Here is a 26486-nt window from a genome sequence, read left to right as displayed (position 1 = left end):
AAGAGTGGCAATCGTGCCATTTTCTCCTCGTCGGGCCGCTGCCAGCATCGGGTCCATGACTATGCGTGCCATCAGCCAGGACACCCTGGGCGGACCTGAAGTTCTGACCGAGGTCGAACTCCCCCGGCCAGTGCCCGGACCGAGCCAAGTGCTCGTCCGGGTGCACGCCGCCGCGCTCAACCCGACCGACTACGGGCACCGCGCCAAGGGCATGTTCCTCGGCGAGCCGCCGTTCGTCCTGGGCTGGGACGTGTCCGGCGTGGTCGAGTCGGTGGGCCTCGGCGTGACGCTGTACAAGCCAGGCGACGAGGTGTTCGGCATGCTGCCGTACCCGTTCGGCGCGGGCGCCTTCGCGGAGTACGTCACCGGGCCCGCGCGGGCGTTCGCGCACAAGCCGGCGGCGCTGGACCACGTGGCCGCGGCGGCGATCCCGCTCGCCGGGCTGACCGCGTGGCAGGCGTTGGTGGACACCGCGGACGTCCAAGCCGGGCAACGGGTCCTGATCCACGCGGCGGCCGGCGGGGTCGGGCACCTCGCGGTGCAGATCGCGAAGGCACGCGGCGCGTACGTGATCGGCACCGCGACCGCGGGCAAACACGAGTACCTGCGCGGTATCGGCGCGGACGAACTGATCGACTACCGCGAAGTGGACTTCGCCGAAGCGGTCCGGGACGTGGACGTCGTACTCGACGCGCTGGGCGGCGAGTACAGCACGCGATCATTGCGCACCCTGCGCAAGGGCGGCCTGCTGGTGACCATCAAGCCACGGGCGCAGGAGAACCTCGCGGCCGAAGCGCAAGCACTGGGCGTTCGGGCGGAAGCGCTGCTGGTGGAGGCCGACCACGCCGGTATGACCGCGCTCGCCGACCTGGTGACCCGGGGCGAACTCCGCCCGACGATCGCGGCCACGTTCCCGCTGGCGGAGGCCGCGAAAGCGCACGCGCTCGGCGAGACCGGCCGGACCGTCGGCAAGCTCGTGCTCGTGGTCCGGCCGTAGCTCCACTCAACCGATCGGTGGAGTGAGTCGGCCGCTCGGTGGGGTGGCGGGTTCAGCCCGAGCAGGGGCCGTTCTGGCTGGTCAGTCGATTCACCGGCGGGCTGATCGTTGCGAGGCTTGGGCCATCGCAACGACGACCCGAACCCAGGAGAACGACATGACCGTCACCGCACCGACCGCCACGAAGGCACTGCGGAACGCGAAGCTGTTGGTGGGCGGCTACCTTGGCCTCAGTGTGGCGACGCTCCTGGCCGCCTTCTTCTTACGCAACAACACCTCGATCGTCAACGAGGCAGTGTGGATCCGGGGCGGCGCGGTCGTCCTGAGCGCGCTGCTGTCGTTCCTCTTCGCCGCGAAGGCGGTTCAGGGGTCGCGGCGGGCCTTTGTCCGGCTGCGGATCATCTCGACCGTCATGGTCGTGGTGATCACGGTGATCATCGCGCTGCCCGGACCGTTCCCGACCTGGCTGAAGATCGAGCAGGGCGTGTGCGGCCTGCTGCTGCTAGGTGTGGTCGTGCTGGTCAGCGGCAGGCATGTGCGGTCGCTGTTCAGCACCAAGTAGCTACAGTCTCCGCACGTGAGGGCGCAACCGGAGGACATGGGGCCGCGGTGGTCCGTGGTGATCACCGTCGGCCCGTACGTGCTGCTGGCCATCATGGTGCTCTTCACGGTGATCAGCGACCGGGCCGGCGGGATGCTGGTCCTGGATCTGAGCCTGTGCGCCGTGGTCGCGGGGTGGATGCTGTGGTTCTTCACGTTGCACCCGGCGTGGCGGGACGACACCCGGATGCTGGCCGTGCTCGTCGGTGGGCTGGTCGTGATCCTGATGGTCCTGGTGTTCCGGGACCCGTGGTTCGGGGCGTTCACACCCGCCGCCTACCTGTACGCGTTCCGGCTGAAGTGGCCGTGGCGGCTCGCCAGCGTCGCCTCGGTGGCCGTGGTCGCCGGTACCGCGCAGGCGTACACCGTGGAAAAGGACGACTTCGGCGGCGTGCTGATCTACGTCGCGATCGTCGCCGCGAACATGATCCCCATGGGTGGGGCCGCCTGGTTCAGTTGGCGCAACGCCCAGCAGAACGACGCACGCGTCGCCACACTCGACGAGCTGAGCGCGGCGAACCGCAAGTTGGAAGCCACACTGCACGAGAACGCGGGATTGCAGGAGCAGCTGATGACACAGGCACGTGAAGCGGGAGTGCTCGACGAGCGGCAGCGGATGGCCCGGGAGATCCACGACACGCTCGCCCAGGGGCTCACCGGGATCATCACCCAGCTCCAGGCCGCGGTACAGGCCAGCCAGGACCCGGCGGGATGGCGGCGGCACGTCGACGCCGCGGTGTCCCTCGCCCGCGAGAGCCTGACCGAGGCACGCCGGTCCGTGCACGCGTTGCGGCCCGAGTCGCTGGACACCGGGCGGTTGAGCGAGGCACTGGCCGATGTCGCCGACCGGTGGTCGAACCTGCACGGGATCACGGTCCAGGTGACGACCACAGGCGATGTGCGGCCGATGCGGTCGGAGGCCGAGGTCGCGTTGTTGCGGACCGCGCAGGAGGCGTTGGCGAACGTCGCCAAGTACGCGGGGGCGAGCCGGGTCGGGGTCACGTTGTCGTTCCTGGCCGACGAGGTCGCCCTGGACGTCCGCGACGACGGCGCCGGCTTCGACCCGACCGCGCTCGTCGAGACCGAGACCGGCGGCTTCGGCCTGACCGCCATGCGGCAACGGATCGAAGGCCTGCGCGGCACACTGCAGATCGAGTCGGAACCGGGCGCGGGCACGGCGATCTCCGCCCGCGTCCCGGCAGCGTCGACAGGAGCGTCACTGTCATGAACCTGTGGCGGAAGGACCGGACTTGCCGCCTGCCCCTCACGTCCATCAGGTCCACCGATAGGTTTGCTGCTGCCGCCCTAGCTGGCTGCCAGGGTGGGCGCTGCGTCTGGACGCATGACTTCGCCCCAGCACACGACACCGCGTTGAGCGATGTTGAGTGCCGCGTTGTAGTCGGCGTGCCCAACGAAGCCACACCGGCCACAGACAAACGACGCCTGGGAGCGCCGGTTCTTCTTGTCGACATGCCCGCACAGGTGACAGGTTTGCGACGTATAAGCCGGATCGACCTGCACGAACGCCACCCCCACCCGGCGAGCCTTGTACCGCAGGAACTGTCCGAGCTGGGCGAAGGACCAGGAGTGCAGCGTGGCCCGTTGGGGCTTGCGAAGCCGTACCCGTGCGCGGATGCCCGTCAGGTCCTCGACGGCGATACCACGCCCGGTGCGTTCAGCCTCGGCCACGATGTTCTTGCTGATCCGGTGGTTCATGTCAGCCGCGAACCGAGCCTCGGCGCGACGGCGCTTACGCAGCAGGCGTCGTGCGGAGGACGTCTTCTTGGCTTGCAGCCGTCTGCGAATGCGGTGCTGACGCTTGCGGTAACGGTTCAGGTGCGCCCCGGACATACGGTCACCGTCGCTGGTGGTGGCGATATTCACGATGCCCAGGTCCACGCCGAGGAACCCGTCCGGGTCGTTGCGCAACGCTGCTTCGGGCGTGTCGACGACCGCGTGCAGCAGCCACTGCCCGCCCCGGTGGACAAGGTCAGACTCACCTACCACTCCGGCGTGCCGCAGAAGCGTCAGGTGCGCGGGGTTGCCGACCAGCCGCAGGTTGCGCATCCGCCCGGCGACCGTCCAGATCGACACTGTGCCATCGCGACCCAGCTCGGGCAGTTGCCAGGACAGACATCGCAGGTCGAACGGCTGTGCGGCATCCGGGCGGAATCGGATCGGGGTGTCCTCGACCGTGCGCCGACGGACGGAACCGGGCTGCCCGTAGTTCCCGGCCCGCAGGTTCGCGCGCAGCGTTGTGTAGGCGTCGGCGACCTTGCCGATGACCCGGATCGCAGGCTGGGCCGACAGGCCGAACCGGTCCCGCAGTTCGCCGTACCAGTGTTTCTGCGCGTCGTGCTTGCGCCAGACCTGACCGGAGTGCATCCGCGCCGACAACCACGACGCGGCCTCATTGCAGGTACGCAGGGTCGCGTGCAGCGCCGACGCCTGCTCAGCCGTCGGCAGCAACCGGACCTTCACCACCTGCTTCACAATGATCATCCTACGTGTGCGGAGTTTTCGGCGCACAGCTGCGCGAGTTCACCGGCGAGACCGACCATGCGCACGTGCACTACCCGCCGAACGTGGCCTTGTCCCGGTTGGTCAATAGCCTCAACGGGATGTCCTCACGAAGGTTCCGTCAGGAGTACGCCACCCACCTGCGCCGCTACCTGCCACGCGAGTACTTCTGGTCGCCGTCCTACTTCGCCGGTCCTGCGGCGGCGCCCCACTATCGATCAACGAGTACATCGAACAGCAGAAACGTCCCGGTTGACGGCCCGCAGGCCAGACATGCGGGATCGGCTCCTCCTGGCCGCGCACGACCAGGCTTCCTTCCACCGATTGGAGTTCAGGTGAACCCCATCAGGTTGCTGATCGCCGACGACCACCCTGTCGTGCGGGACGGGCTGAGCGGGATGTTCGCCGCCGACCCCGGGTTCGAGGTGCTCGGCGAGGCGTCCGACGGCGCCGAGGCGGTCCGGCTCGCCCAGGCGTTGCGGCCGGACGTGATCCTGATGGACCTGCGGATGCCGGGCACGGACGGGCTGGCCGCGATCACCGAGCTGGCGAAGCTCAAAGTCGCCGCCCGGGTGCTGGTGCTGACCACGTACGACACCGACAGCTACGTGCTGCCCGCGATCGAGGCGGGCGCCACCGGCTATCTCCTCAAGGACGCTCCCCGCGACGAACTGCTGCGCGCGGTCCGGGCCGCGGCTGAAGGGCAGTCCGTGCTGTCCCCTGCCGTGGCGAGCCGGTTGATGACGCGGATGCGGACGCCGGACGCCGGGCCGCTCAGCCAACGTGAGCTGGAAGTGCTGGAACTGGTCGCGGCCGGCACCACGAACCGGGAGGCCGCCGCGAAGCTGTTCATCAGCGAGGCGACGGTCAAGACGCACCTGTTGAACATCTACGGCAAGCTCGGTGTGAGCGACCGGGCCGCGGCCGTCGCCGAGGGGTTCAAACGGGGCCTGTTGGGAAAGTCTGGTACATAAGGAAAGGGCCTCGCGAGCGAAGCTCACGAGGCCCTCACGGTGTTGGGGTTCGGACCCAACAACTGTGACCCGGCACCGGTGAGGCGCAGGAGGGGAGGCCAGCGCCGGGTCACATGACCGGTGTCACTTGGCGATCTTGTCCTTGGCCTTCTTGCCGTCCGGCGAGGCCACGAACCAGATCCCGCCGACGCCTTCGCCGTTGGTCTGGCAGACCTTGGTGTCCTTGATGTAGCGGTACATCGGCCAGCCGCCCAGGGTGAGCTGCTTGGTGCCGTCGGCGCGGGTGATCGAACCGACGAGGGACTTGTCGATGCCCTCGGCGACGATGTTGTCCTCGGCCTTGATGATCGGCCAGGTCTTGGCGCAGTCACCGTTGCAGTTGGACACTGACGGGTTCACGGTGTCCTTGTCGAAGCGGTACAGGGTGAAGCCGTTCGCGTCGGTCGCGATCTTGCCGAACGGCTTGACGTCCATCGCGCGGATGACCGTGGTGCCCGGCGCGGCCGGCTTGATCTTGTCCTTGGCGCGGGTGCCGTTCGGGGCCGCGGACCACCAGGTGCCGCCGACCGCCTCGCCCATGGTGTCCCCGGCTTTGGCGTCCTTGGAGTACATGTACATCGGCCAGCCGGAGATGGTGAGCTGCTTGATGCCGTCCGGGCGGTCGATCGACCCGATCAGCGACTTGTCGACGCCTTCGAGGGCGGCGTCGTCGGTGAGGGTCGCGGCCGGCCAGGTCTTCGCGCAGGCTTCGACGCACGCGGACGTCGGCGGCTTGTTGGAGTCCTTGTCGAAGCGGTACAGGGTCATGCCGTTCGCGGTGGTCACGATCGTGCCCAACGCGCCCGCGTCCGCGGTCTTCAGGCCCGCGTTCTGGGCGCCCGCCGCGGGAGGTGCGTCGTCAATGGCCACCGTTCCGGTCGGCGCGGCGGCAGGCTCAGCCAGTGCCTTCGCGTTGGCCGCGTTGGTCGTCGCCGGGCTGGCGCCGCACGCGGCGGTGACGAGCACCGCGCCCAGTGCCACCGCGCCCGCAATGGCGTGCCTCAGACGTGTTGCCATGACTACGTTCCTTTCTCCCGCTGATGCCCCGGTGCATCTGCGGGGCCGTGGTTGTTCACCTGCAACACGAGCGCGTCCCAGGGGCGGTTCAGCGGGATCCGGGAAAATTTCTACGACGGCCGCAGACCAGCGAAAACAATGGCGAGAGTGCGTTCCCGCAGGTCCTGCGACCAGCCCGAGTGCAGGGCGGCGTGGCTGGTCGCGGTCAGCAGCGCCATCACCTCGTCGAGCTGGACGTCCGGCCGGATGACGCCGCCCTGTTGGGCGCACGCGAGCAGCTCCGCGATCGCCGACCGCATCTGCTGTAGGGGCGGGCCCATCTGCAGGTCCACTTCCAACAACGCGACCACGGTCTTGTGCGCCGAGGCCTGTTCGACCAGGCGGCTGAAGAACGCGAAGAGAGCCGCGGGATCTTCTTGCTGCGCAAGCTCTTCCACTTCGGCGGCCAGCCGGGCGGCGACCTCCTTCATGATGGCCGCGAGCAGGTCGTACTTGGTCGGGAAGTGCCGGAAGACCGTGCCTATCGCGACCCCGGCCCGGCGCGCGACCTCCTCTGTGGACGCGGACGCGCCCTGCGCGGCGAAGACCTCCTCGGCCGCGGCCAGGATCTTGGCGCGGTTGCGCTGGGCGTCCGCACGCATTCGGTCCCTCCTCGTTGACAAAATGAGTCGCCACTCATTATCTTCGAACCTGAGTTGCCACTCACTTTATCTGGGAGGACCTGATGACACCACATGAGGTGTACACGCGCATGGGCGCGGACTGGCTGGCCGGCGGACCGGGACTCTGGGCCGAGGACGTCGTGGTCGAGTCGCCGTTCGCCCGGCCGGGACGGCCGAAACGGATCGAAGGGCGGGAGACGTTCCGCAAATACGCCGAAGAGGGCCGCGCCGCCATGCCGGTGACGTTCGAGGAGCACAACACCATCGCCATCCACGACACGGCCGATCCGAACACGATCGTCGTGGAGTACGAACTGGTCGCGACCCTGAACGCCACCGGCACGCGGCACTCGGCCCGGTTCATCGGCGTGCTGACCACGCGCGACGACGAAGTCGTGCTCTGGCGCGAATATCAGGACACGGCCGCCATCGACGCGGTACTGGCGAGTGCCTAGGGCTCGATCGACTGGCGGTGGCGGAAGGTGTTACGCGGGTCGTAGCGGTCCTTCACCTGACGCAGCCGCGGATAGTTGCCCTTGTAGTACAAAGTGGACCACGGCACGCCGGACCTGTTGAACGACGGGTCCTGCAGGTCGATGTCCGGGTAGTTGACGTAACACCCGTCGGTCACCGCGTTCGGGACCGGCACGCCTCCTGTTGAGGCGTACACCTCGGAGTAGAAGTTGCGGAACCAGTTCAGGTGCTGGGCGTCCTCCGCCGGATCCTCCCAGTACACCTGGTACTGCAGCTTCAACACCGAATCCCGTTGCGGCACAGCGGTGTCGGCCGATCCTACCGCGTTCACGCGGCAGCCGTACGAGTCGATCTGCACCAACGCGTTGCCGTTGTTGTAATCCGGTGTGGCGAGCCACTTGTACGTCGCCGCGATCTGCTCGGCGGTGTGTCCCTTGCGGAGGTACGCGGACTTGTAGTCGCTCCGCAACGTCCACGAGGGACCGCCGCTGAGTTCGAACGTGCCGTGCAGCCAAGGCAATCGCTGCGTCTTGAACAGGTGCGGCATGGCCGCGTGTTCGCCGGAACGCACGGACATGGGCACCCGTGGCGCGTCCACGCCGTCGAACACCGCCGCCAGGTAGGTGTCCAGCAACTGCTGGGCGTTGGGCCGGGACGCGTCCGCCTGGGTCAGCAGCACGATCTGACCGGTCACGTTCCGGTCGGCGTCCCACGTCTTCTTGTTCAGCTTCAGCAGGCCGAAGATGCCGTCGTACGGCGAGTCGGGCGCGCTGTTGCGCTCGTGCCACTTGCCGTAGTTGTCGACCAGCCGGGTGAAGTTCTCCTCGGTGACGTCCTTCCAGTCCAGCGCGACCGAGTTGATGAACAGTTCGGCCGGTGGCCTGGGCAGGAACGTCGACGGGTCGGTGCCGGTGGCGGTCGTCGCCTTCAGCAGGAACCGGGTGACCACGCCGAAGTTCCCGCCGCCACCACCCGTGTGTGCCCACCACAGGTCGCGGTCGGAACCGTCCCGCGTGGCCACGATGACCTTCGCCTTGCCGGCCGCGTCGACCGTGACCACCTCGACGCCGTAGAGGTAGTCGACGGTCAGGCCGAACTGGCGGGAGTTCAGGCCGTAGCCACCGCCGGTGATGTGCCCGCCCGCGCCGACCGTGCCGCACGACCCGCCGGGGATGATGACTCCCCAGACGCGGTACAACGCGTCGTATACCTGAAAAAGATTCGCACCGGCACCCACCGAGATGGCGTTGCGAACCGGGTCGTAGCCGACCTGGTCCAACTCGGAGACGTCGATGACCACCTGGGTGGCCTCGTAGACGAAGTTCTCGTAACAGTGGCCACCACTACGCACGCCGATCCGTTTACCGGCGTTCACCGCGTCCTGCACCGCGGCCACGACCTGGTCAGTGCTGTTGCACACCCGGATCACGTCCGGGTTGCCGACCCACCTCTGGTTGCTCCCCCGGACCATGTCGACATACCGCGCGTCGCCCGACTTCACAGTTGTCGCGGGCAGCCCCAGCGACTGTTCGTCCGCCTGTGCTGTTCCGGCCAGCACCCCCGTGCCCGACACAGCCCCCACGGCGACCGCGGCCCCAGCGCCGGCGAGAAAGCGCCGGCGTCCAACGTCATTCATTGACAGATCACCCCGAAATCACTTAAAACCCCAGCGCTTTCCACCCGACCACCGATCACCCCGGGCGTGCCACATGCTGATCACGTTGTTGTGCAGTGCAAAATGTCGTATTGACCCGGTAACAGGTTCAGACCACGTGTCATGCTTCACATCGTGTCCAGTCAGCCCAGTTCGCGTAACCAGTCATCATCGTTACGTCGCGCGCTCTCGGTTCTGCACTACGTGTCGGACCGGGCGGGCGAGACCCGAGGCGTTCCGCTGTCACGGATCGCCGAGGATCTGAAGATCAGCAAGAGCAGCGTGCTGCGCCTGACAACTCCCCTGCTCGACACAAACTTGCTGATCCGGGACCGGCAAACCGGCTGGTTCCGCCTCGGCCACGGCGCGCTGCGCCTTGGCCAGGCTTACCTTGCCTCGCTCGACCTGCGGACCGTGGCCGCGGAACCGTTACGGCGCATGCAACGCAGTCTCGGCGAGACCTGCCACCTGGTGGTCTACGAGCCACCGGACGTGGTGTACATCGACAAGGTCGAGAACGACCACCAGGTGCGGATGGCGTCGCGGATCGGAAACCGCGTTCCCGCCTACCGCACGGCGGTCGGCAAGGCCATCCTGGCGTGGCTTCCGGAGCACGCCGTGCAGGACGCGATCGACCGTGGTCTGCTCCCCGTGACCGACCGGACCCTGATCGACGCGGACAGCCTGCGGGCCGACCTCGACCGGATCCGCCGCCGTGGCTACGCCATCGACGACCGGGAGAACGAAGAGGAGGTGAGATGTATCGCCGCCCCCATCTTCGACCACGCCGATGACGTCATCGGCGCGCTTTCGGTGTCCGCGCTGGCATCCCGCATGAAACCGGCGCGGATCCGCGAGGTCGGTCCGGTGGTGATGCGGTACGCCATCGAGATCTCCCGCGTGTTCGGCTCCACCAAACTGCCCGCGGAGGTGCCCCGCGAGTAACGGGCCTCGCGTCGCCGGTGGGGGATGCGTTCAGGCCCATCCCCCATCCGGCAGGTCGCCCGAATTCAGTCCAGCACGGCGAGTGCGTCGATCTCCACCAGCAGGCCGGGCGGCAGGCCGACGTACACCGTGGTGCGGGCCGGGTAGTCGCCGCCGAGGACCTCCGCGTACACCTCGTTGAACTCCCCGAAGTGGGCGACGTCGGTGAGGTACGCGCGGAGCATCAGCACGTCGTCGAAGGTGGCGCCGCCGGCTTCGAGCACCGCCTTGACGTTGCTCAGCACCTGCCTGGTCTGCTCGGCGACGGTGGTGCCCACCACGTTGCCGCTCTGGTCGAAGGCGACCTGGCCGGCCACCTGGAGGATGTTGCCCTTCCGGACGCCGGCCGACAACGGTACGGCCGGCTTGGCTGCGCCTTCCGGGTGGACGAAGGTCCTGGCCATCTCGGTGTTCCCTTCCTAACGGTGGTACCCGCACTCGACGGACGCTTTCTCCGCCGCGCGCAACAGGTCCGGCACGAGCCCCAGCAGCCCGTCAAGATCCAACAGTACCTGCGGCACCGACAGTGACATGGCCGCGAGCACCTCGCCGCGCGCGCCGCGGATGGGTGCGGCGATGCAGTGGATGAAGTCCTCGTGTTCGGCGTTGTCGATGGCATACCCGCGTTCCGCTACGCGGACCAACTCGGCGAGATAGCCCTCGGCAGTGGTGATCGTGTTGTCGGTGAGTTTCGGGTACTGCAGCGTCGCCGCGATCTCCTGGCGTCGCGTCAGGGGCAGCGCGCCGACGAGGATCTTGGCGACCGCCGTGCAGTGCAGGGGCGCGCGTTTGCCGATCCGCGAGTACATCCGGACCTGGTGGCGGGACTCGTACTTGTCGATGTAGACGACCTCGCCGTCCTCATAGGAGGCGAGGTGGACGGTGTGGCCGGTGAGGCTGTTCAGCTCCCGCAGCGCCGGTTCGACACTGCGCCGGACGTCGCGGTCCTCCAGCGAGCGGTTGGCCAGGTCGAACAGGGCGGTGCCGAGCCGGTAGTACCGGACTCCGTCGCGTTGCACGAACCGGTGGGATTCCAGGGTGCGCAGCAGCCGCAGCACGGTCGACTTGTGCACGCCGACGGCCCCGGCCAGGTCGTCGAGGGTTTTCGGGCCTTCGGCGAGCCCGGCCAGCAACGTCAGGGCCCGGTCGACACTCTGACTCATGTCTCCCCCAGGTGCGTGGCGGCCCATGTCTCGTCGTCCGCGTCGAGCAACGAGCGCACAAGAGTAGCCGGCAAAGGTGTCCCGACATCGTCGTGCGTACGCAGTGCGACAGCGGCCTGCAGGTGTCCGGAACGCAGTCGCCGCAGCAGCGACTCGCCAGCCAGTGTCGCGGCGAGGAAACCGGCGGCGAACGCGTCACCCGCGCCGACCGGCTCGACGACGTCCACCCGCAACGCCGGCGCGAACAGCGTGCTGTCGCCCTCGATCAGGGTGGCGCCGCGTTCGCCGTGCTTCACCACCAGGGTCCGTGGGTCGGGCAGGATCTTGCGGATCGCCGCGGGCTCGCCCGTCCCCCAGACCAGTTCCGCCTCGTCGTCGCCGGCGAACACGATGTCGGCGGCGTTCGCCAGCTCGCGCAGGACCGACGGGTCACGATCCGACCACAGTTTCGGCCGCCAGTTCAGGTCGAACGACAGCCGGTGGGTGCTCCGGGGCGCCTCCGTCAGCGCCCACATCAGTGCCAGGCACGAGTCCGAAAGGGCGGCGTTGATCCCACTTACGTGCACGATCCGCACGCCGTCGAGGCGCAGTCCGGCAACCACCGACGGGCCCAGGCCGGACGCGGCGGACCCACACCGGTAGTACCGCACGGGACTGCCGGACGCGCTGCTTTCCTTGACGTACAAGCCTGTCGGCCGCGCCGGGTCCACCAGGACACCGGACACGTCGACGCCTTTCGCGGCCACGGCCGTCACCACCGCCCGGCCGAACGCGTCCGCGCCGACCGCGCTCACCCACGCCGAGCGCAGGCCGAGCATGGCCAGGTTGCAGGCCACATTGGACTCCGCGCCGCCGACCGTGCGGATCCACGTGCGGACCTCGTCCACCGGTCCGGGCTCGCCGGGAACGAACAGTGCCATCGACTCGCCGAGGCACAGCACATCCGTGTCCACCATCCATCCTTTCGAGCCCGTCGGCGGCGGGGCTCACTCGAGTCACCAACGTTGACCTGGCGGCGATGGGGATGCTACACACCTCCGCATCACATCGCGCAATAGCCGTTGCACGATACGCAATGGAGGGGAAATGGTCGGCATCGATGCCGCTGCCGTGGCGAGCCTCGGCGAGGACCGGATCGACTGGCGCTGCAAGGGCATGCCGTCGGCACTGTTCGGCCGGACCGTGGCCGAGGCGCTCGCGACCAGGCCGAACCTGTTCTCCGACGGCTTCGTCGGTCCGCTGGTCGTGCTGGACGACGAAGCCGTCGACCACAACATCGCGACCATGGCCCGCTGGTGCGCGGCCAAGGGGGTCGAGCTGGCCCCGCACGGCAAGACCACCATGGCTCCGCAGCTGTTCCAGCGCCAGCTGGACCGCGGGTCGTGGGCGATCACCACGGCCAACGCCAGCCAGCTGCGCGTCTACCGGGCGTTCGGGGTGAACCGGATCCTGATGGCCAACCAGCTCGTCGACCCGGCCGCACTGCGCTGGCTCGCCGCGGAGCTGGAAGCGCACCCGGAGTTCGAGTTCTGCTGCTGGGTCGACTCGGTCCGCGGGGTCGAGCTGATGACCGAAGGGCTCGCCGACGCCAAGCGCAAAGTCGACGTGCTGGTGGAGCTGGGCGCGGCCGGTGGCCGGACCGGCGCCCGGGACCTGCCGACCGCGGTCGCCGTAGCGGACGCGGTCGCGACGAGCCCGGCGCTGCGGCTGGTCGGCGTCGGCGGATACGAGGGCGCGCTCGCCCATGACGCCTCAGCCGAGGCGTTCGCCACGGTCGACGCGTACATGCAGGCTATCCGGGAGCTGACGATCACGCTGACCGGGCATTTCGACGATCTCGATCGGGTGATCGTGACGGTCGGCGGCAGCGCGTACTTCGATCACGTGGCGGACGCCTTGACCCAGCCGTGGCCGACGGGTCTGCCTGTGCTGCCGGTGCTGCGCAGCGGCGCGTACGTCACCCACGACGACGGCTTCTACCGAGGCGTCTCACCGCTCGGCGAGCACGCCCGGATCGGCGGCGTCCCGGCGTTCCGGCCCGCTTTGCGGGCGTGGGCGCAGGTGACGTCCAAACCCCAGCCGGACCTGGCATTGCTCACGATCGGCAAGCGGGACGCGTCGTTCGACGAGGGCCTGCCCGAGCCGCAGCTGATCCGGACCGGCGACGGAACCAAACCATTGACCGGCTGTGTGGTCACGGCCATGAACGACCAGCACTCGTTCATGGCGGTGGACGGTGCCGACGTGCGGGTCGGCGACTGGATCGGGCTGGGGCTGTCGCATCCGTGCACGGTGTTCGACAAGTGGCAGCTGCTGCCGGCGGTCGGCGCGGACGGCGAGACCGTGGTCGACTTGATCCGCACGTACTTCTGAGGAGTCCACTATGGACATCGTGGTCCGGGGCGCGACGGTCGTCGACGGCACGGGTGCCCCTCGCTATCAGGCCGACGTCGGCGTCCAGGCCGGGCGGATCGCCGAGATCGCCACCGGCCGGCGGCTGGCCGGCACGCGGGTGATCGACGCGCACGGCCTCGTGCTCGCGCCTGGCTTCATCGACATGCACTCCCACTCCGACATCCAGATCCTGGCGAAACCTGACCACCTCGCCAAGGTCTCCCAGGGCGTGACCTGCGAGGTCCTCGGCCAGGACGGCCTGTCGTACGCGCCCGTCGACGACGCCACCCTGGCCGGGCTGCGGGCCCAGCTCGCGGGCTGGAACGACGACCCGGTGGGCTTCGACTGGAACTGGCGCGGTGTCCGCGAGTACCTGGACCGGCTGGACGAGGGCATCGCGGTCAACGCCGCGTACCTGTTGCCGCAGGGCACGATCCGGATGCTCGTGGTCGGCTGGGACGACCGGCCGGCGCGCGAGGACGAGCTGGACCGGATGCGTGAGGTCGTCCTGCAGGGCCTGCGCGAAGGCGCCATGGGCATGTCGTCCGGCCTGACGTACACGCCAGGGATGTACGCGGACACCGCTGAGCTGGTGGCGTTGTGCGAGGTCGTGGGCAGGAACGGCGGCTACTACAGCCCGCACCACCGCAGCTACGGCGCGGGTGCCGTCGAGGCGTATGCCGAGATGGTCGACGTGTCCAAGCGTTCCGGCTGCCCGCTGCATCTGGCGCACGCCACGATGAACTTCCCGGTGAACAAAGGCCGCGCGGGCGAGCTGCTGTCGTTGTTGGACAACGCCATCGCCGACGGCTGCGACATCACGTTGGACACGTACCCGTACCTGCCGGGCGCGACCTACCTGTCGGCGCTGCTGCCGAGCTGGTCGGCGGAGGGCGGCCCGGACGAGACGCTCAGGCGACTGTCCGACCAGGACACCCGGGAGCGGATCCGGCGGGACCTTGAGGAAACCGGCTCGGACGGCTGCCACGGCGTCCCGGTGGACTGGGACACGATCGAGATCAACGGCGTCCGCCGCGAGGAGAACAGCCGGTTCGTCGGCCATTCGGTGGCCGAGTCGGCGCGCCGGGCCGGCCGGCCACCGGCCGAGCTGTACTTCGATGTTCTGGTGGCCGAGCGGCTGGGTACCTCGTGCCTGATGCACGTCGGCCACGAGGACAACGTCCAGGCGATCATGAAGCACCCGGCGCACACCGGCGGGAGCGACGGGTTGCTCGTCGGCGAACGCCCGCACCCGCGCGCGTGGGGCACGTTCCCGCGTTACCTCGCCCGGTACGTCCGCGAGCTGGGCGTGCTGGACCTGGAGGAGTGCGTCGCGCACCTGACCGGCCGCGCAGCCAACCGGCTGCGGCTGGCTGACCGCGGCCTTCTCCGCGAGGGCTACACGGCCGACCTTGTGCTGTTCGACCCGGACACAGTGGCCGACACCGCCACGTTCGACGAGCCGCGGCAGGCCGCGACCGGCATCCCGTACGTCCTGGTCAACGGCACGCCGGTGATCGACGACGGCACGCACACGGGCGCGTTGCCCGGTCACTCGATCCGCAACCAGGGAGCCTGAATGGATCTCCTCAGCGAGCTCGCCGCGTGGCGGGCCCTGTGCATCATCCGCGCGCCCGAGATCCCCGACCCGGTCGGCCTCGGCCAGACCCTGGTCGACGCCGGCATGCCGATTGTCGAGTTCTCGTTCACCACCCCGAACGCGCCGGCGCTGATGGCCCAGGCGGCCAAAGTGGACGGATTGATTCTCGGCGCGGGCACGGTGATGACCGAGCAGGACGCGCGGGACGCCATCAACGCGGGCGCGCAGTTCCTGCTGACACCGGGCCTGCGGCCGAAAGTGGCGGCGGAGGCCATCCGGCAGGGTGTGCCGATCGTGCTCGGCGCGATGACCCCGACCGAGGTGGCGGACGCCGTGGAGCTGGGCGCCACAGCGGTGAAGGTGTTCCCGGCGGCCAGGTTGGGTCCGGAGTACTTCAAGGACCTGCACGGCCCGTACCCGGGCACGTCATTGGTGGCGACCGGCGGCCTGCACGCCGGCAACGCCACGGAGTACCTGGAAGCCGGCGCGCTCGCGGTCACCGCGGGCAGCGGCGTGGTCTCCCCCGCGCTGGCCGCGGAGTCGCGGCTGAAGGAAATCGCCCTGCGGGCGCGTGAGTTCGTCGACGCCACACTGAATCTGAACCCCTGAGGGAGCCGTCCCCTTGAACTGGTTGCAAACTTCGACGGGCGGGCTGCTGCTGCTCGCCGTCGTCGGCATCGCGCTGCTGCTGGCGCTGATCATCGCGGTCAAGGTCGAACCGTTCATCGCGCTGCTGATCGTCGGCCTGCTCACCGCGCTCGCCCAAGGCATGCCGGTGGCCAAGCTGGTGGGCACCGCGCAGGGCGCCGCCAACTCGATCCTGGAACTCGGGTTCGGCGGGATCCTCGGCCACATCACCATCATCATCGGCCTGGGCACGTTCCTCGGCGCCATCCTGGAGGCCTCCGGCGGCGCACAGGTGCTCACCCGGGCGCTGCTGCGCGCGGTCGGCGAGAACCGGGCGCCGCTGGCGATGGGTCTGGCCGGGCTGATCTTCGGCATCCCGGTGTTCTTCGACGTCGGCATCTTCGTGCTCGCGCCGCTGGTTTACGTGGCCGCGCAACAAGGCAAGAAGTCGATCCTGCTGTACTGCCTGCCGTTGATCGCCGGCCTGTCGGTGACGCACGCGTTCCTGCCGCCGCACCCGGGTCCGGTGGCCGCGGCCGGCCTGCTGCACGTCGAGCTAGGCTGGATGATCCTGATGGGCGCGGCGTGCGCGATCCCCGCTTGGTTCGTGGGCGGGATCCTGTTCTCGTCCTGGATCGGCAAGCGGATCCACATCCCGGTGCCAGCGGAGATGCTGGCCGCGTCGAAGGTGACCACCGGCGGAGGCGACGGCACGGGCGACGGCGACGACGCCGTTGACGAGCCCCGGAACGAGCCGTCGCTGCAGCTGGTCGCGTGGATCATCGCCATTCCGTTGCTGCTGATCCTCGCCGGCACGTTCGGCAGCATCTGGCTGACCGGCAACAAGACCCTGGCCGGGATCGCGAACTTCTTCGGCACGCCGGCGGTCGCCCTCACGATCGCCGTGCTGCTGGCGTTCTGGCTGCTGGGCTACCGGCGGGGGATGTCCAAGTCGAAGGTGTCCGAACTGGCCAACGCCTCGCTGCGGCCGGTCGCGATGATCCTGCTCGTCGTGGGCGCCGGCGCGTTCTACGGCAAGGTGCTGACCGAGACCGGCATCGGCACGGCCGTCAAACACACGCTCGACGGCTGGGGCCTGCCCGTGCTGGTCGCCGCGTACGTGATCTCCTGCGGCCTGCGGATCGCGCAGGGTTCGGCGACGGCAGCGATCGCCGCGTCCGCGGCCATCATCGGCCCGACCATCGTCAACGCGGGCTATTCACAAGCACAGCTGGCGTTGATCGTCGCCGCCATCTGCGCCGGCTCGATCATCGCCTCGCACGTCAACGACGGCGGCTTCTGGATCGTGTCCCGGTACTTCGGCATCTCGGTGAAGGACACGCTGAAGACCTGGACCGTGCTGGAGACGATCCTGTCGCTCGTCGGCTTCGCCATGGCGGCCATCCTGATGGCCATCGTCAGTTAGTGTCCCGCGCCGGGGACCGTTCATCGCACAAAGAAGGGGATTCCTGGTGGCAAACGAACTCAACAGGCGCGGATTCCTGGGGGCGGTCGGGGCCGGCGGCGTGCTGCTGGCCGCCGGACTGCCCGCCGAGGCGGCCAGAAGGGGTGGGTCCACTGTGTACATCGGCAGCTACACGCCGGCCGGACCGGGACTGCAGGTCGGCAGCGTCGACCCGGAATCGGGGACGCTGACGGTCGGGCACACGGTCAACGGGATCGCCAACCCGTCGTGGTTCGCGTTCTCCTGTGACCGCCGGACTCTGTTCACCACCAACGAGAACGACCCCGACGGCGGGGTCACCTCGTTCAGCCTCGGCAACCCGACCCGGCCGCGCGTGCTGAACTCCCAGCCCGCCAACGGGTCCGTCACCACGCACGTCAGCGTGCACGCCAGCGAACGCTATCTGCTGGCGTCCAACTACGGCAGCGGCTCGGTGTCCGTGCTGCCGGTGGACGAGGACGGCCGCATCGGGCCGGTGACCGATGTGGTGCAGCACACCGGCGACACCCGCGACCCGCACGCCCACCAGACCGTCAACGACCCCACCGGACAATGGGTGCTGTCGGTCGACCTCGGCGCCGACTCGGTGTACGTGTACAGCCTGGACGTCGACTCCGGGAAGCTCGCCCTGAACCAGCAGTTGAAGCTGCCGGTCGGGGCCGGGCCGCGGCACCTGGCGTTCCACCCGAACGGCCGGCACGTGTACATCCTCGGCGAACTGCGCTCGGAGATCACGGTCGCGACCTGGGATCCGGGCGCGGGCAGGCTCACCGCTGGCCAGGTGGTCGGGACGCTCGGCGGCGCCACACCGCCGCAGAACTTCCCGGCGGAGGTCCAGGTGTCCGCGGACGGGCGGTTCGTGTACGCCTCGAACCGCGGCCACGACAGCATCGCCACGTTCAGCGTGGCCAGGTCGGGTGAGCTGGCGTTCGTCGAGACCACGCCGTGCGGTGGGCACTGGCCGCGACACTTCACGCTCGACCCGACCGGCAGATGGGTGTACGTGTCCAACCAGTTGGCGAACACCGTGAGTTGGTTGTCCCGCAACCCGTCCACTGGAAAGCTCGGTGCGGTCGCGGGTTCGGTCGCGGTGACCTCGGTGGGGATCGCACTGTTCAGGTAGGCCCGAATCCGGACACATCGGGATTGGTTTAGACCCTTGTGCCGGTAGGTGCACAGCCCTACCCTCTGTCACATTGTTGCATGTGAAACATTCGTTGCGTCAGACGCAACCGGAGGAATGATGAGAATCAGAGGTGTGCTGGCCGCAGCCGCTGTCGGGGCGCTCGTCGTCGGTTGCGGCCCGCCCCAGGCCAACACCCAGCCGCAGCCGTCCGCCGCCGCCGGCCAGCCGGTCGGCGACATGACCGGCGAACTGCGGGTGTGGCTGTTCCAGGAAGCCAGCAACGCCCCCAAGGAAGCCACGATCGCGGACGCCAAGAAAGAGTTCGAGGCGGCGCATCCCGGGGTGACGGTCACTTTGGAGTACCTGCCGGTGGACGGCCGGGCCAACCGGTTCAACGGCGCGTTCAACGACAAGAACTCGTCGCCGGACGTGGCCGAGTTCGGCAACACCGACCTGGCCGGCTACGCCGCGTCCAACGGGTTCGCGGACCTGACGACCGACCTCGCGGCCTGGCCGGACGGCAAGGAACTGATCCCGTCGGTGCTGGACACCGCGAAGGTCGCCGGCAAGACGTACGGCATCCCGTGGTTCACGGGCACCCGCGCGCTGTACTACCGCACGGACGTCTTCAAGGAGCTGAACCTGCAGCCGCCGAAGACGCTCGCCGAACTGGCCGACACGGCCCGCAGGATCCACGCGGCCAAGCCGGACCTGTACGGCATCTCGGTCGGCGGCAAGTACACGTACGGCGCCCTGCCGTTCGTCTGGGCCAATGGCGGTGACGTGGCCAAACAGGACGGCGACAAGTGGTCGTCCACGATCAACAGCACCCAGGCCAAGGCCGGCCTCAAGCAGTACGCCGATCTGATCAAGGACGACAACTGCCCGCCGGCCGCGTGCGCCCAGTTCACCGGCACCCAGTCGGTCGCGGCGTTCGCCGGCGGCAAGGCCGGCATGACCATCGGCGGCGACTTCAACCGCAAGGCGGTCGACGCCGGCACGGTCAAGGGGAACTACGCCGTGGTCCCGTTGCCCGGCACCGAGGTGGGCAAGATCGCCCCGGCGTTCGCGGGCGGCAACCTGCTCGGCGTGTTCCGCGGCAGCAAGCACTACACGCTGTCGCTGCAGTTCATCCAGCTGCTGGCGGGCAAGAAGTACCAGCAGAAGATGTACGGCTCCATGGGCAACCTGCCGACACTCAAGGACGTGCAGCAGCAGATCGCCGGCAACGACAAGTTCCTTGAGCCGTTCGTGCAGACCGTGCAGGCGGGCACGAAGTTCGTGCCGACCACCCCGGCGTGGACGAAGATCGACGCGCAGGGCGTGATCCCGACCGCGATCCAGCAGGTCGCGACCGGCGCCAAGAACGTCGACGCGGCAACGGAAGCCGCCGCGGGCGAGATGAACAAGGCGTTCGGCGGCTGATGGCTCTGCCAATGCTCGATCCCGCAAGCGGATCTTCGGGCAAAGTGGCCGCCGCGGCACCGGAGATCGAAGTTCCGGTGCCGCGTCGGCCCGTTCGAAAGAGGCGTGACGGCCGCGCGGCGATGTTGTACCTGCTGCCTGCCGGGATTCTGCTGATCGGCCTGATGGCGTACCCGCTGTACCAGCTCCTCCAGATCTCCCTGTACAAGTACGGCCAGGCGCAGGCCAGTGGCGCCGCGCCCCTGGTGTTCATCGGTTTGCAGAACTACTCGAACCTGTTCGGCGACCCGCAGTTCTGGTCGGTGCTGCTGGCGACGATCCTGTTCGCCGCGGTGTGCGTGATCGGCAGCCTCCTGGTGGGAACCGCCCTGGCGGTACTGGCGAGCCGGGTCCGTGCGGTACCGCGCATGCTGCTCTTCCTCGCCGCACTGGGGGCGTGGGCGACACCGGCGATGGCCGGGTCGTACGTGTGGCTGTTCCTGTTCGACCGCGACTTCGGACTGGTCAACGAGATGCTGGGCACCCACGGCCACTCCTGGACCTACGGCCAGATTTCCACGTTCGCGCTGGTCGCGGCCGAGGTGATCTGGTGCTCGTTCCCGTTCGTGATGGTCACGCTGTACGCCGGGATCAAGTCGATCCCGGGTGAGGTGGTCGAAGCGGCCCAGCTGGACGGCGCGTCCTGGTGGGGCACGGCGACCAGGGTGATCCTGCCCATTCTGCGGCCGTTGCTGGTGATCGCCACGATCCAGTCGATCATCTGGGACTTCAAGATCTTCACCCAGGTCTACGTGATGACCAACGGCGGCGGGATCGCCGGGCGGAACCTGGTGCTGAACGTGTACGCGTACCAGCAGGCGTTCGCGGGTGAGGACTACGGTCTCGGCTCGGCGATCGGTGTGGTGATGACGGTGTTGCTGCTGCTCATCACCGTGCTGTACCTGCGGACGCAGCGGAGGTCCGGATGGCAGCCGTAAAACGGCCGGGCCGGCTCGTCGCCGAGGTTGTCTGCTGCGTGATCGCCGCGGTGGTGGCGATTCCGCTGTACTGGATGGTGTTGTCGGCGTTCAAACCGGCCGGCGAGATCCAGTCCGCGAACCCGCGGCCGTGGACGCTGGCGCCCACTTTGGACAGTTTCAAGCGGGTGTTGGGGCTCAACGGGTTCGGCCAGTACTTCCTGAACAGCACGATCGTCGCGGTGTGCGTGGTCGGCCTGTCGATCCTGCTGGCGTTCCTGTCGGCGGTGGCGTTGACCAGGTTCCGGTTCCGTGGCCGGACGGTACTGCTGGTGATGCTGTTGGTCGCGCAGATGATCCCGGTTGAAGCGCTGACCATCCCGTTGTTCTTCATGGTGCGGTCGGTCCAGGACACGGCACCCGCGTTCGGACTGAACCAGCTCGCTCCGCTGGTGCTCGTGAACCTCGCGTTCAGCCTGCCGTTCGCGATCTGGATGCTGCGTGGCTTCGTCGCGGCCGTGCCCGTGGAACTGGAGGAGGCGGCGGCACTGGACGGCGCCAGCCGGTTCCGGTTCACGTGGCAGGTGTTGTTCCCGCTGGTGGCACCCGGGTTGGTGGCGACGAGCGTGCTGTCGTTCATCCACGCGTGGAACGACTTCCTGTTCGCGCAGACGCTGATATATTCGGACGTGCACAACCGGACGCTGCCGCAGGCGCTGCGCGTGTTCTACAACCCTGAGAACCTGGACTGGGGCGGGATCATGGCGGGATCCACGCTGATGACCATCCCCGTCCTCATTTTCTTCGTATTCGTGCAACGACACCTGGTGTCGGGACTTTCCGGAGCGGTCAAAGGATGACGTTACTTCCCCGGCCGGTATCGGCCACTTTCACCGGCGAGATCCACGTCGGCGACGAGCCGCCAGCCGTGTCGTTCAACGCGGACCTGCCGGCGGAAGGCTACCGGATCCGGATCACGCCAGCCGCGGTCGCCATCGAGGCGGCGGACGAAGCCGGCGCTTTCTATGCCGCGCAAACGCTTCGCCAGCTGTACGGTCCGGACGCGTTCCGGGCCGCGTCGATCGAACCGGCGCGGACGTTGCCGTGCGGCGAGATCGTGGACCACCCGCGGTTCGGCTGGCGTGGCGTGCTGCTGGACGTGGCCCGGCATTTCATGCCCAAGTACGAGGTGTTCCGGTTCCTCGACCAGCTCGCCGCGCACAAGTTGAATGTGCTGCACCTGCACCTGACCGACGACCAGGGCTGGCGGATCGAGGTCCCGGAGTTCCCCGGGCTGACGTCGGTCGGGTCGTGGCGCACGGGATCGTGGGTCGGCCGGCAGCCGGACGGCACCACCGAGCACGACGGCCGCCCGCACGGCGGCTACTACACGACCGAGGACATGCGCGAGATCGTGGCGTACGCCAAGGAAAGACACATCACGGTCGTGCCCGAAGTGGACATTCCCGGGCACAGCCAGGCCGCGATCGCCGCGTACCCCGAACTGGGCAACACCGGCGAGTCCCTGCCGGTGCTGCGCAACTGGGGGATCAACGAGAACGTGCTCAACGTCTCGGACCGTACGATCGCGTTCTACCGCAAGGTTCTCGACCATGTCGTGACGGTCTTCGACAGTCCGGTGATCTGCGTCGGCGGCGATGAGGTCCCCACTGTGCAGTGGGAGGACAACCTGGTCGCCAAGGAACGGATGCACGCCGAGGGGTTCACCGAGGCCCGGCAGTTGCACGGCTGGTTCGTCGGGCAGATGGCCGCCCACCTGGCGAATCTCGGCCGGCGAACGCTGGGCTGGGACGAGATCCTGGAGGCGGGATCGTTGCCGCCGGCGGCGATCGTCGCGTCGTGGCGGGGTGAGGAGGCCGGGGTCGCGGCGGCGTCCGCCGGGCACGACGTCGTGATGTGCCCGGAGCAGTACGTGTATCTCGACCACCGCCAGGCCGACCATCCCGACGAGCCGGTTCCAGTCGGCTACCTGCACACGCTCGCGGATGTCTACGCCTACGAACCCGTCCCGGCCGCACTGCCGGAAGAGTTTCACGAGCGGGTGTTGGGCGCGCAGGCGCAGGTCTGGACCGAGCACCTGGACAACGCCCGGCGCGTGGACTACGCGACCTTCCCTCGGCTCGCCGCGTTCGCCGAAGTCGTTTGGAGCTCCGGGGAACGGTCGTACGAGGAGTTCGAGCAGCGGCTCGTCACCCACCACCTGCCCAGGCTGGACGCGATGGGCGTGGAATATCGACCGTTGACGGGACCGCGGCCGTGGCAGACCCGGCCCGGGGTGCCGGGCCGGATCCGCTGAGCTACTTCACGGCGACCAGCACGGTGTCGTCGCCGACCTGCCACACCGGGGCCGCGCTGCGGAATCCGGCCGTCCGCAGCAGTCTGGTGTGGTCGTTGACGGTCAGCTCGTTGCCGTTGTGGCCGTCGTCCTTCTGGCGTTCGGCCACCCGCCGAGCCCGAACTTCGGCCTGGTGTTCGAAGTTCGGGTCGGCCAGGATCGCGTCCCACCACGGCCACCACTCCTCGTTGGTGTCCACGCCGACGCGGGTGGCGCGGCGGGCGCGCACAGTTTCGGCGAGCGCGTCGATCCGTTCGTCGCCGTTCTTCAGGTGGTCGCCGTTGACCAGCACACCGCCAGGAGCCATCCGGGTCGCAAGACCGCGGTAGAGCTCAGCCAGCCGACTCCCCGGCATCCAGTGCAACGCCGTCGTGGACACCGCCGCGTGAATGGTGTTCGGTACGTGTTTCGGCCATTCCGTGCCGTTGAGGTCCGTGTCGACCCATTCGATCGTGTCGCCGTAGTGCGTACGCGCCAGGCTGAGCAGCAGCGGGTCGTAGTCCAGCCCGATGATCCGGGCTTGGGGCAGTCGCGCGAGCAGTCGGGCGGCGAGCGACCCCGGCCCGCACCCCAGGTCCAGCACGACCGGCGCGGCCACGGTCGCCAGGCTGCTCTCGACGATGTCGCAGAGGACGGCGAACCGCTCTTCCCGGTCCGCGACATAGCGTTCCTGCTGCGCGTCCCACCGGTTCACCCAGGCCGCGGCCACAGTTGACGCCACCATGATCCACCCTCCAGTAACTGTCGATGTACTGTTCAACAGTGACGAACCTACAATCGAGAGGGTAACTGGTCAAGTGAACTTCGACAGTCACACCAGTGACGTGGTGGCCGCCGCTGTCCGCGCGATCAACCTCCTCACCCCAGGTCACACCCGTGGACGCGAATACACAGCCACCGGCTACGACGACTACGCCGACCGTTCCCCCGAAGAGGTCGAGGAACTCCGCGCGTACGCCATGGGCCTTCGCTCGGTGTTCGCCGCCGTCGACGACGGCCGAGTCGACGACGCCTGCACAACCGTCAACACCATCCTTCGCGACTTCCAGGCAGCGCCGTTCCTGACGAGGCACGACGGCGAGCCGTGGCACCTGCACTTCCACGCGCCGGACGCTTCTTGGGCACGCAGCCACATCGCCTCCATGGCCACCGGACTCGCCGTCGTCCTAGGCAACCCCATGCACGACCGCCTCGGCGTCTGCACCGCGCCCGCGTGCGACCGCGTGTTCGTTGACGTCACGCGTAACGGCACCAAACGTTTCTGTTCCACGGCGTGCCAGAACCGCGTCAAGACCGCGGCCTTCCGCGCCCGTCACCGCGACTAGGACAGGCTGTACACCAACTCCGGGCGGCCGACCTGGCCGTACTGCGGTCGGCGGGCGACAACTCCTTTGTCCGCCAAGTGTTCCAGGTAACGGCGAGCCGTCACGCGGGAGATCCCCACGGCTCCCGCGGCACCCACCGCGGAGAGTCCACCGGGCGCTTCGCGCAGAGCTGAGACCACCGCGCTGAGCGTGTCCGCGCTCATTCCCTTGGGCAACGCGATGCCGTCGGTTCCGCGCAGGGTTGCGAGCGCGCGGTCCACCTCGTCCTGCCCCGTCGCTTCTCCGGTCACGGTGTCCCGGAAGCGCGCGTAGCGCTCCAGCTTGTCCCGCAATGTCGCGAACGTGAAGGGTTTCAGCAGGTACTGGACGACGCCCGCGGACACCGCCGCCCGGACCATGGCCAGGTCACGGGCGGAGGTGACCGCGATGACGTCCGCGGTGTGGTTGGCGGTGCGCAGGGCACGGGCGATCTGCAGGCCGTGCGCGTCGGGCAGGTAGAAGTCGAGCAGCAGCAGGTCGACCGGGTGCTGCTCGACGAACCGCATCGCCTCGGCGCCGGTGTGGGCCACCCCGACCACCTCGAAGTCCGCGACACGCTGTACGTAAAGCCGATGCGCGTCGGCGGCGACGAGGTCGTCTTCGACCACCAGCACCCTGATCACGCTCGGGAGTCTAGGCGGGCACGAGCCGGCGGTGGACCGCCTCCTTGATCTTCTCGGCGACGTCCAGGTAGGCCGACTCGGTCTGGTCGTGCGGGTCGGGGATGTCCCCGGTCGCGTCCAGCCGGACGATCTTGCGCGAAGCCCCGGGCACCATCGCCAGGACCGCGTCGCGTTGGGCGTCGGTCATCACGTACACCGTGGTGGCCTTGTTGATCAGGGCGGAATTGAGGCGCTGCGCCTGGTGGCCGTTCACCGGGATGCCTAGTTCACGCAGTGCCGTCACGGCCTGCGTGGCCATGGGCGCGCCTTCCTTCGCGTCCATGCCGGCGCTCAGCACCTGGCGGCGTCCGCCGGCCGCCATCGCGATCGCGGCGGCCATCGCGGACCGGCACGTGTTGCCGCCGCAGACGAACAGCAGCACCGGGCGGCCGAACAACGCGGGATAGCTCAGTGCCAGGATCGCCAACCCGATGAACCCGGTCGCGATCAGCTGGCCGGTGCCAGGTGCGGCGATGCCGGTCAGCCAGGTCAGCCCGAACGACGCCACCAGCCCGGAAAGCAGGCTGGCGCACCGGTTCGCGGGCACACACCAGGTGTACTCACGGTGGTCCAGGTAGATCAACGTGCCGTACACGTACAGCGCGGCGTACAGCAGTCCGACGCCGAACGCCGGGATCACGGCCGGCGTGATCAGGAACGTGGTGAACCCTTCCCGCAACGCGCTCGACACCTCACCGAGCGGCAGCACCGCGAGCACGACGCACAGCCCGACCTGCCACACCGCCGACGTGACCGACTCCTCGGCGAAGTACCGGCGGTCGACCTCCTCGATCCCGGTCTTCGCGACCCGGCTCATGATCCGGAACCGGCCAATGTACCCGGTGTAGTAGATCGCCAGGCTCGCCACCGCGCCGAACGTGAGCACGTAGCTGTTGACGTCGAACAGTGCCGTGGCCACCGCGAGCAGGCTGAAACCGAGCGCCACCCACGAGAAGACGCGCACCTTCCGCCGGCGGACGGCGTCCACGATCGGCGACAGGATCAGCACCCCGGCCCGCATCATCAGCAGCATGAACAGGATCGAGACGCCGGCGAACGTGTAGTTCAGCGTCGTTGCCGCGATCAGCAGCGCGGTGAAGAATCCCGCGACGATCATGGTGTTGCTGGGAAATCGTTTACCGCCGCGGACGCCGATGTACCGCCACCATCCGGTGAACGCCAGGAACAGCGGCGCGCCCACCAGCGTGCCCAACGCCGCCGCCGGTAACAGCACCAGGCCACCGACATGTTTGTCCATTCCGGGCAGCAGACCGGACGACAGGGCCTTGGTCAGCCCGGCGTAAGGCGTGTACCAGAAGAAATACCCGAAGGCGAGGCCGAGCATGCCGCCGGCCAGCCACCACGGTCGGGTCGATGTCCGGGGGGATTCGCGCGTGATCGCCACGGAGGTCTCCAATCAGTCCGTC

General features: G+C 68.3%; 26 protein-coding genes and 1 pseudogene. 17 read left to right on the top strand and 10 right to left on the bottom strand.

All coding sequences use genetic code 11. The features are described 5' to 3' along the window. Window positions 1-61 precede the first annotated feature (61 nt). From EV192_RS41355 to EV192_RS41345, 3 genes are all read left to right on the top strand, one after another. On the top strand, window positions 62-997 hold the full coding sequence (locus EV192_RS41355; RefSeq protein ID WP_132124218.1) for an NADP-dependent oxidoreductase: 936 nt from the start codon (window positions 62-64) through the stop codon (window positions 995-997). Between the two features lie 157 nt (window positions 998-1154). Next, window positions 1155-1559, top strand: a complete 405-nt coding sequence (locus EV192_RS41350; protein ID WP_132124179.1) for a hypothetical protein — start codon at window positions 1155-1157, stop codon at window positions 1557-1559. A gap of 15 nt (window positions 1560-1574) precedes the next feature. Next, window positions 1575-2825: a sensor histidine kinase gene (locus tag EV192_RS41345; protein ID WP_243727392.1), complete on the top strand. Its 1251-nt coding sequence runs from the start codon at window positions 1575-1577 to the stop codon at window positions 2823-2825. Window positions 2826-2902: 77 nt separating this feature from the next. On the opposite strand, the gene EV192_RS41340 is transcribed toward EV192_RS41345, so the two are convergent. Beyond that, window positions 2903-4090 (bottom strand): RNA-guided endonuclease InsQ/TnpB family protein, encoded by a 1188-nt coding sequence (locus EV192_RS41340; RefSeq protein WP_207926609.1) that lies wholly within the window; start codon window positions 4088-4090, stop codon window positions 2903-2905. A gap of 14 nt (window positions 4091-4104) precedes the next feature. Between EV192_RS41340 and EV192_RS56385 the strand changes: the two are divergent. Both EV192_RS56385 and EV192_RS56380 read left to right on the top strand, forming a co-directional pair. Then, a pseudogene (locus EV192_RS56385) lies at window positions 4105-4302 on the top strand (IS200/IS605 family transposase); the annotation flags it as partial. 150 nt (window positions 4303-4452) lie between these two features. Continuing rightward, window positions 4453-5091, top strand: a complete 639-nt coding sequence (locus EV192_RS56380) for a response regulator (protein WP_132124177.1) — start codon at window positions 4453-4455, stop codon at window positions 5089-5091. Window positions 5092-5214: 123 nt separating this feature from the next. Here the strand turns inward: EV192_RS56380 and EV192_RS41325 are convergent, their stop codons facing one another. Both EV192_RS41325 and EV192_RS41320 read right to left on the bottom strand, forming a co-directional pair. Further along, window positions 5215-6147 (bottom strand): hypothetical protein, encoded by a 933-nt coding sequence (locus EV192_RS41325; RefSeq protein ID WP_132124176.1) that lies wholly within the window; start codon window positions 6145-6147, stop codon window positions 5215-5217. A 110-nt stretch (window positions 6148-6257) separates the two neighbouring features. Continuing rightward, window positions 6258-6788 carry a TetR/AcrR family transcriptional regulator gene (locus EV192_RS41320; RefSeq protein ID WP_132124175.1) on the bottom strand — a complete coding sequence of 177 codons (531 nt, stop codon included), beginning with the start codon at window positions 6786-6788 and terminating at the stop codon, window positions 6258-6260. Window positions 6789-6871: 83 nt separating this feature from the next. Here EV192_RS41320 and EV192_RS41315 point away from each other — a divergent pair, with 83 nt between their 5' ends. After that, window positions 6872-7264 (top strand): nuclear transport factor 2 family protein, encoded by a 393-nt coding sequence (locus EV192_RS41315; protein WP_132124174.1) that lies wholly within the window; start codon window positions 6872-6874, stop codon window positions 7262-7264. Here EV192_RS41315 and EV192_RS41310 read toward each other — a convergent pair. Continuing rightward, window positions 7261-8919, bottom strand: a complete 1659-nt coding sequence (locus EV192_RS41310; protein WP_132124173.1) for an FAD-binding oxidoreductase — start codon at window positions 8917-8919, stop codon at window positions 7261-7263. The two genes, EV192_RS41315 and EV192_RS41310, sit on opposite strands and share 4 nt — an antisense overlap. A 153-nt stretch (window positions 8920-9072) precedes the next feature. Here EV192_RS41310 and EV192_RS41305 point away from each other — a divergent pair, with 153 nt between their 5' ends. After that, a complete protein-coding gene (locus tag EV192_RS41305; RefSeq protein ID WP_207926606.1) occupies window positions 9073-9882 on the top strand; it encodes an IclR family transcriptional regulator in 810 nt (269 codons plus the stop codon). 65 nt (window positions 9883-9947) lie between these two features. Here EV192_RS41305 and EV192_RS41300 read toward each other — a convergent pair whose 3' ends face one another. Genes EV192_RS41300 through EV192_RS41290 form a run of 3 tightly spaced genes read right to left on the bottom strand, consistent with a single transcriptional unit; the run spans window position 9948 to window position 12040 of the window. Then, on the bottom strand, window positions 9948-10325 hold the full coding sequence (locus EV192_RS41300; protein ID WP_132124171.1) for a RidA family protein: 378 nt from the start codon (window positions 10323-10325) through the stop codon (window positions 9948-9950). 15 nt (window positions 10326-10340) lie between these two features. Then, window positions 10341-11084, bottom strand: coding sequence for an IclR family transcriptional regulator (locus EV192_RS41295; protein WP_132124170.1), 744 nt, complete (start codon window positions 11082-11084; stop codon window positions 10341-10343). Then, entirely contained in the window at window positions 11081-12040 is a 960-nt protein-coding gene (locus EV192_RS41290; protein ID WP_132124169.1) for a sugar kinase, read from the bottom strand. The genes EV192_RS41295 and EV192_RS41290 overlap by 4 nt, the downstream gene beginning before the upstream one ends. Before the next feature lie 130 nt (window positions 12041-12170). Between EV192_RS41290 and EV192_RS41285 the strand changes: the two genes are divergently transcribed. The 9 genes from EV192_RS41285 (at window position 12171) to EV192_RS41245 (ending at window position 22994) form a co-directional block, all read left to right on the top strand. Further along, a complete protein-coding gene (locus EV192_RS41285) occupies window positions 12171-13457 on the top strand; it encodes an amino acid deaminase (RefSeq protein ID WP_132124168.1) in 1287 nt (428 codons plus the stop codon). A 10-nt stretch (window positions 13458-13467) separates the two neighbouring features. After that, window positions 13468-15057 (top strand): N-acyl-D-amino-acid deacylase family protein, encoded by a 1590-nt coding sequence (locus EV192_RS41280; RefSeq protein WP_132124167.1) that lies wholly within the window; start codon window positions 13468-13470, stop codon window positions 15055-15057. Next, a complete protein-coding gene (locus EV192_RS41275) occupies window positions 15058-15687 on the top strand; it encodes a bifunctional 4-hydroxy-2-oxoglutarate aldolase/2-dehydro-3-deoxy-phosphogluconate aldolase (RefSeq protein ID WP_132124166.1) in 630 nt (209 codons plus the stop codon). A gap of 13 nt (window positions 15688-15700) precedes the next feature. Then, window positions 15701-17131 (top strand): GntP family permease, encoded by a 1431-nt coding sequence (locus tag EV192_RS41270; RefSeq protein ID WP_132124165.1) that lies wholly within the window; start codon window positions 15701-15703, stop codon window positions 17129-17131. Between the two features lie 46 nt (window positions 17132-17177). Further along, entirely contained in the window at window positions 17178-18293 is a 1116-nt protein-coding gene (locus EV192_RS41265; protein WP_132124164.1) for a lactonase family protein, read from the top strand. Between the two features lie 120 nt (window positions 18294-18413). Then, entirely contained in the window at window positions 18414-19721 is a 1308-nt protein-coding gene (locus EV192_RS41260; protein WP_132124163.1) for an extracellular solute-binding protein, read from the top strand. A 122-nt stretch (window positions 19722-19843) separates the two neighbouring features. Beyond that, on the top strand, window positions 19844-20698 hold the full coding sequence (locus EV192_RS41255; RefSeq protein WP_243727399.1) for a carbohydrate ABC transporter permease: 855 nt from the start codon (window positions 19844-19846) through the stop codon (window positions 20696-20698). Then, window positions 20686-21537 (top strand): carbohydrate ABC transporter permease, encoded by an 852-nt coding sequence (locus tag EV192_RS41250; protein ID WP_132124162.1) that lies wholly within the window; start codon window positions 20686-20688, stop codon window positions 21535-21537. The genes EV192_RS41255 and EV192_RS41250 overlap by 13 nt, the downstream gene beginning before the upstream one ends. Next, entirely contained in the window at window positions 21534-22994 is a 1461-nt protein-coding gene (locus EV192_RS41245) for a beta-N-acetylhexosaminidase (protein ID WP_132124161.1), read from the top strand. The genes EV192_RS41250 and EV192_RS41245 overlap by 4 nt, the downstream gene beginning before the upstream one ends. A gap of 1 nt (window position 22995) precedes the next feature. Here the strand turns inward: EV192_RS41245 and EV192_RS41240 are convergent, their stop codons facing one another. Next, the gene (locus EV192_RS41240; RefSeq protein ID WP_132124160.1) at window positions 22996-23757 is read right to left on the bottom strand and encodes a class I SAM-dependent methyltransferase; all 762 of its coding nucleotides are present in this window, start codon (window positions 23755-23757) and stop codon (window positions 22996-22998) included. A gap of 73 nt (window positions 23758-23830) precedes the next feature. Between EV192_RS41240 and EV192_RS41235 the strand changes: the two genes are divergently transcribed. Further along, complete coding sequence (locus tag EV192_RS41235) at window positions 23831-24358, top strand: CGNR zinc finger domain-containing protein (protein WP_243727391.1); 528 nt, start codon at window positions 23831-23833, stop codon at window positions 24356-24358. Here the strand turns inward: EV192_RS41235 and EV192_RS41230 are convergent. Together EV192_RS41230 and EV192_RS41225 are read right to left on the bottom strand one after the other, a co-directional pair. Beyond that, a complete protein-coding gene (locus EV192_RS41230) occupies window positions 24355-25020 on the bottom strand; it encodes a response regulator (RefSeq protein ID WP_132124158.1) in 666 nt (221 codons plus the stop codon). The two genes, EV192_RS41235 and EV192_RS41230, sit on opposite strands and share 4 nt — an antisense overlap. Window positions 25021-25030: 10 nt before the next feature. Further along, entirely contained in the window at window positions 25031-26464 is a 1434-nt protein-coding gene (locus tag EV192_RS41225; RefSeq protein WP_132124157.1) for an arsenate reductase/protein-tyrosine-phosphatase family protein, read from the bottom strand. Window positions 26465-26486 lie beyond the last annotated feature (22 nt).

This window comes from Actinocrispum wychmicini, assembly GCF_004345645.1.
In the GTDB taxonomy this organism is placed as follows: domain Bacteria; phylum Actinomycetota; class Actinomycetes; order Mycobacteriales; family Pseudonocardiaceae; genus Kibdelosporangium; species Kibdelosporangium wychmicini.
The sequence above is the reverse complement of the archived record's forward strand: the minus strand, read 5'-3'. Positions and strand labels throughout refer to the sequence as shown.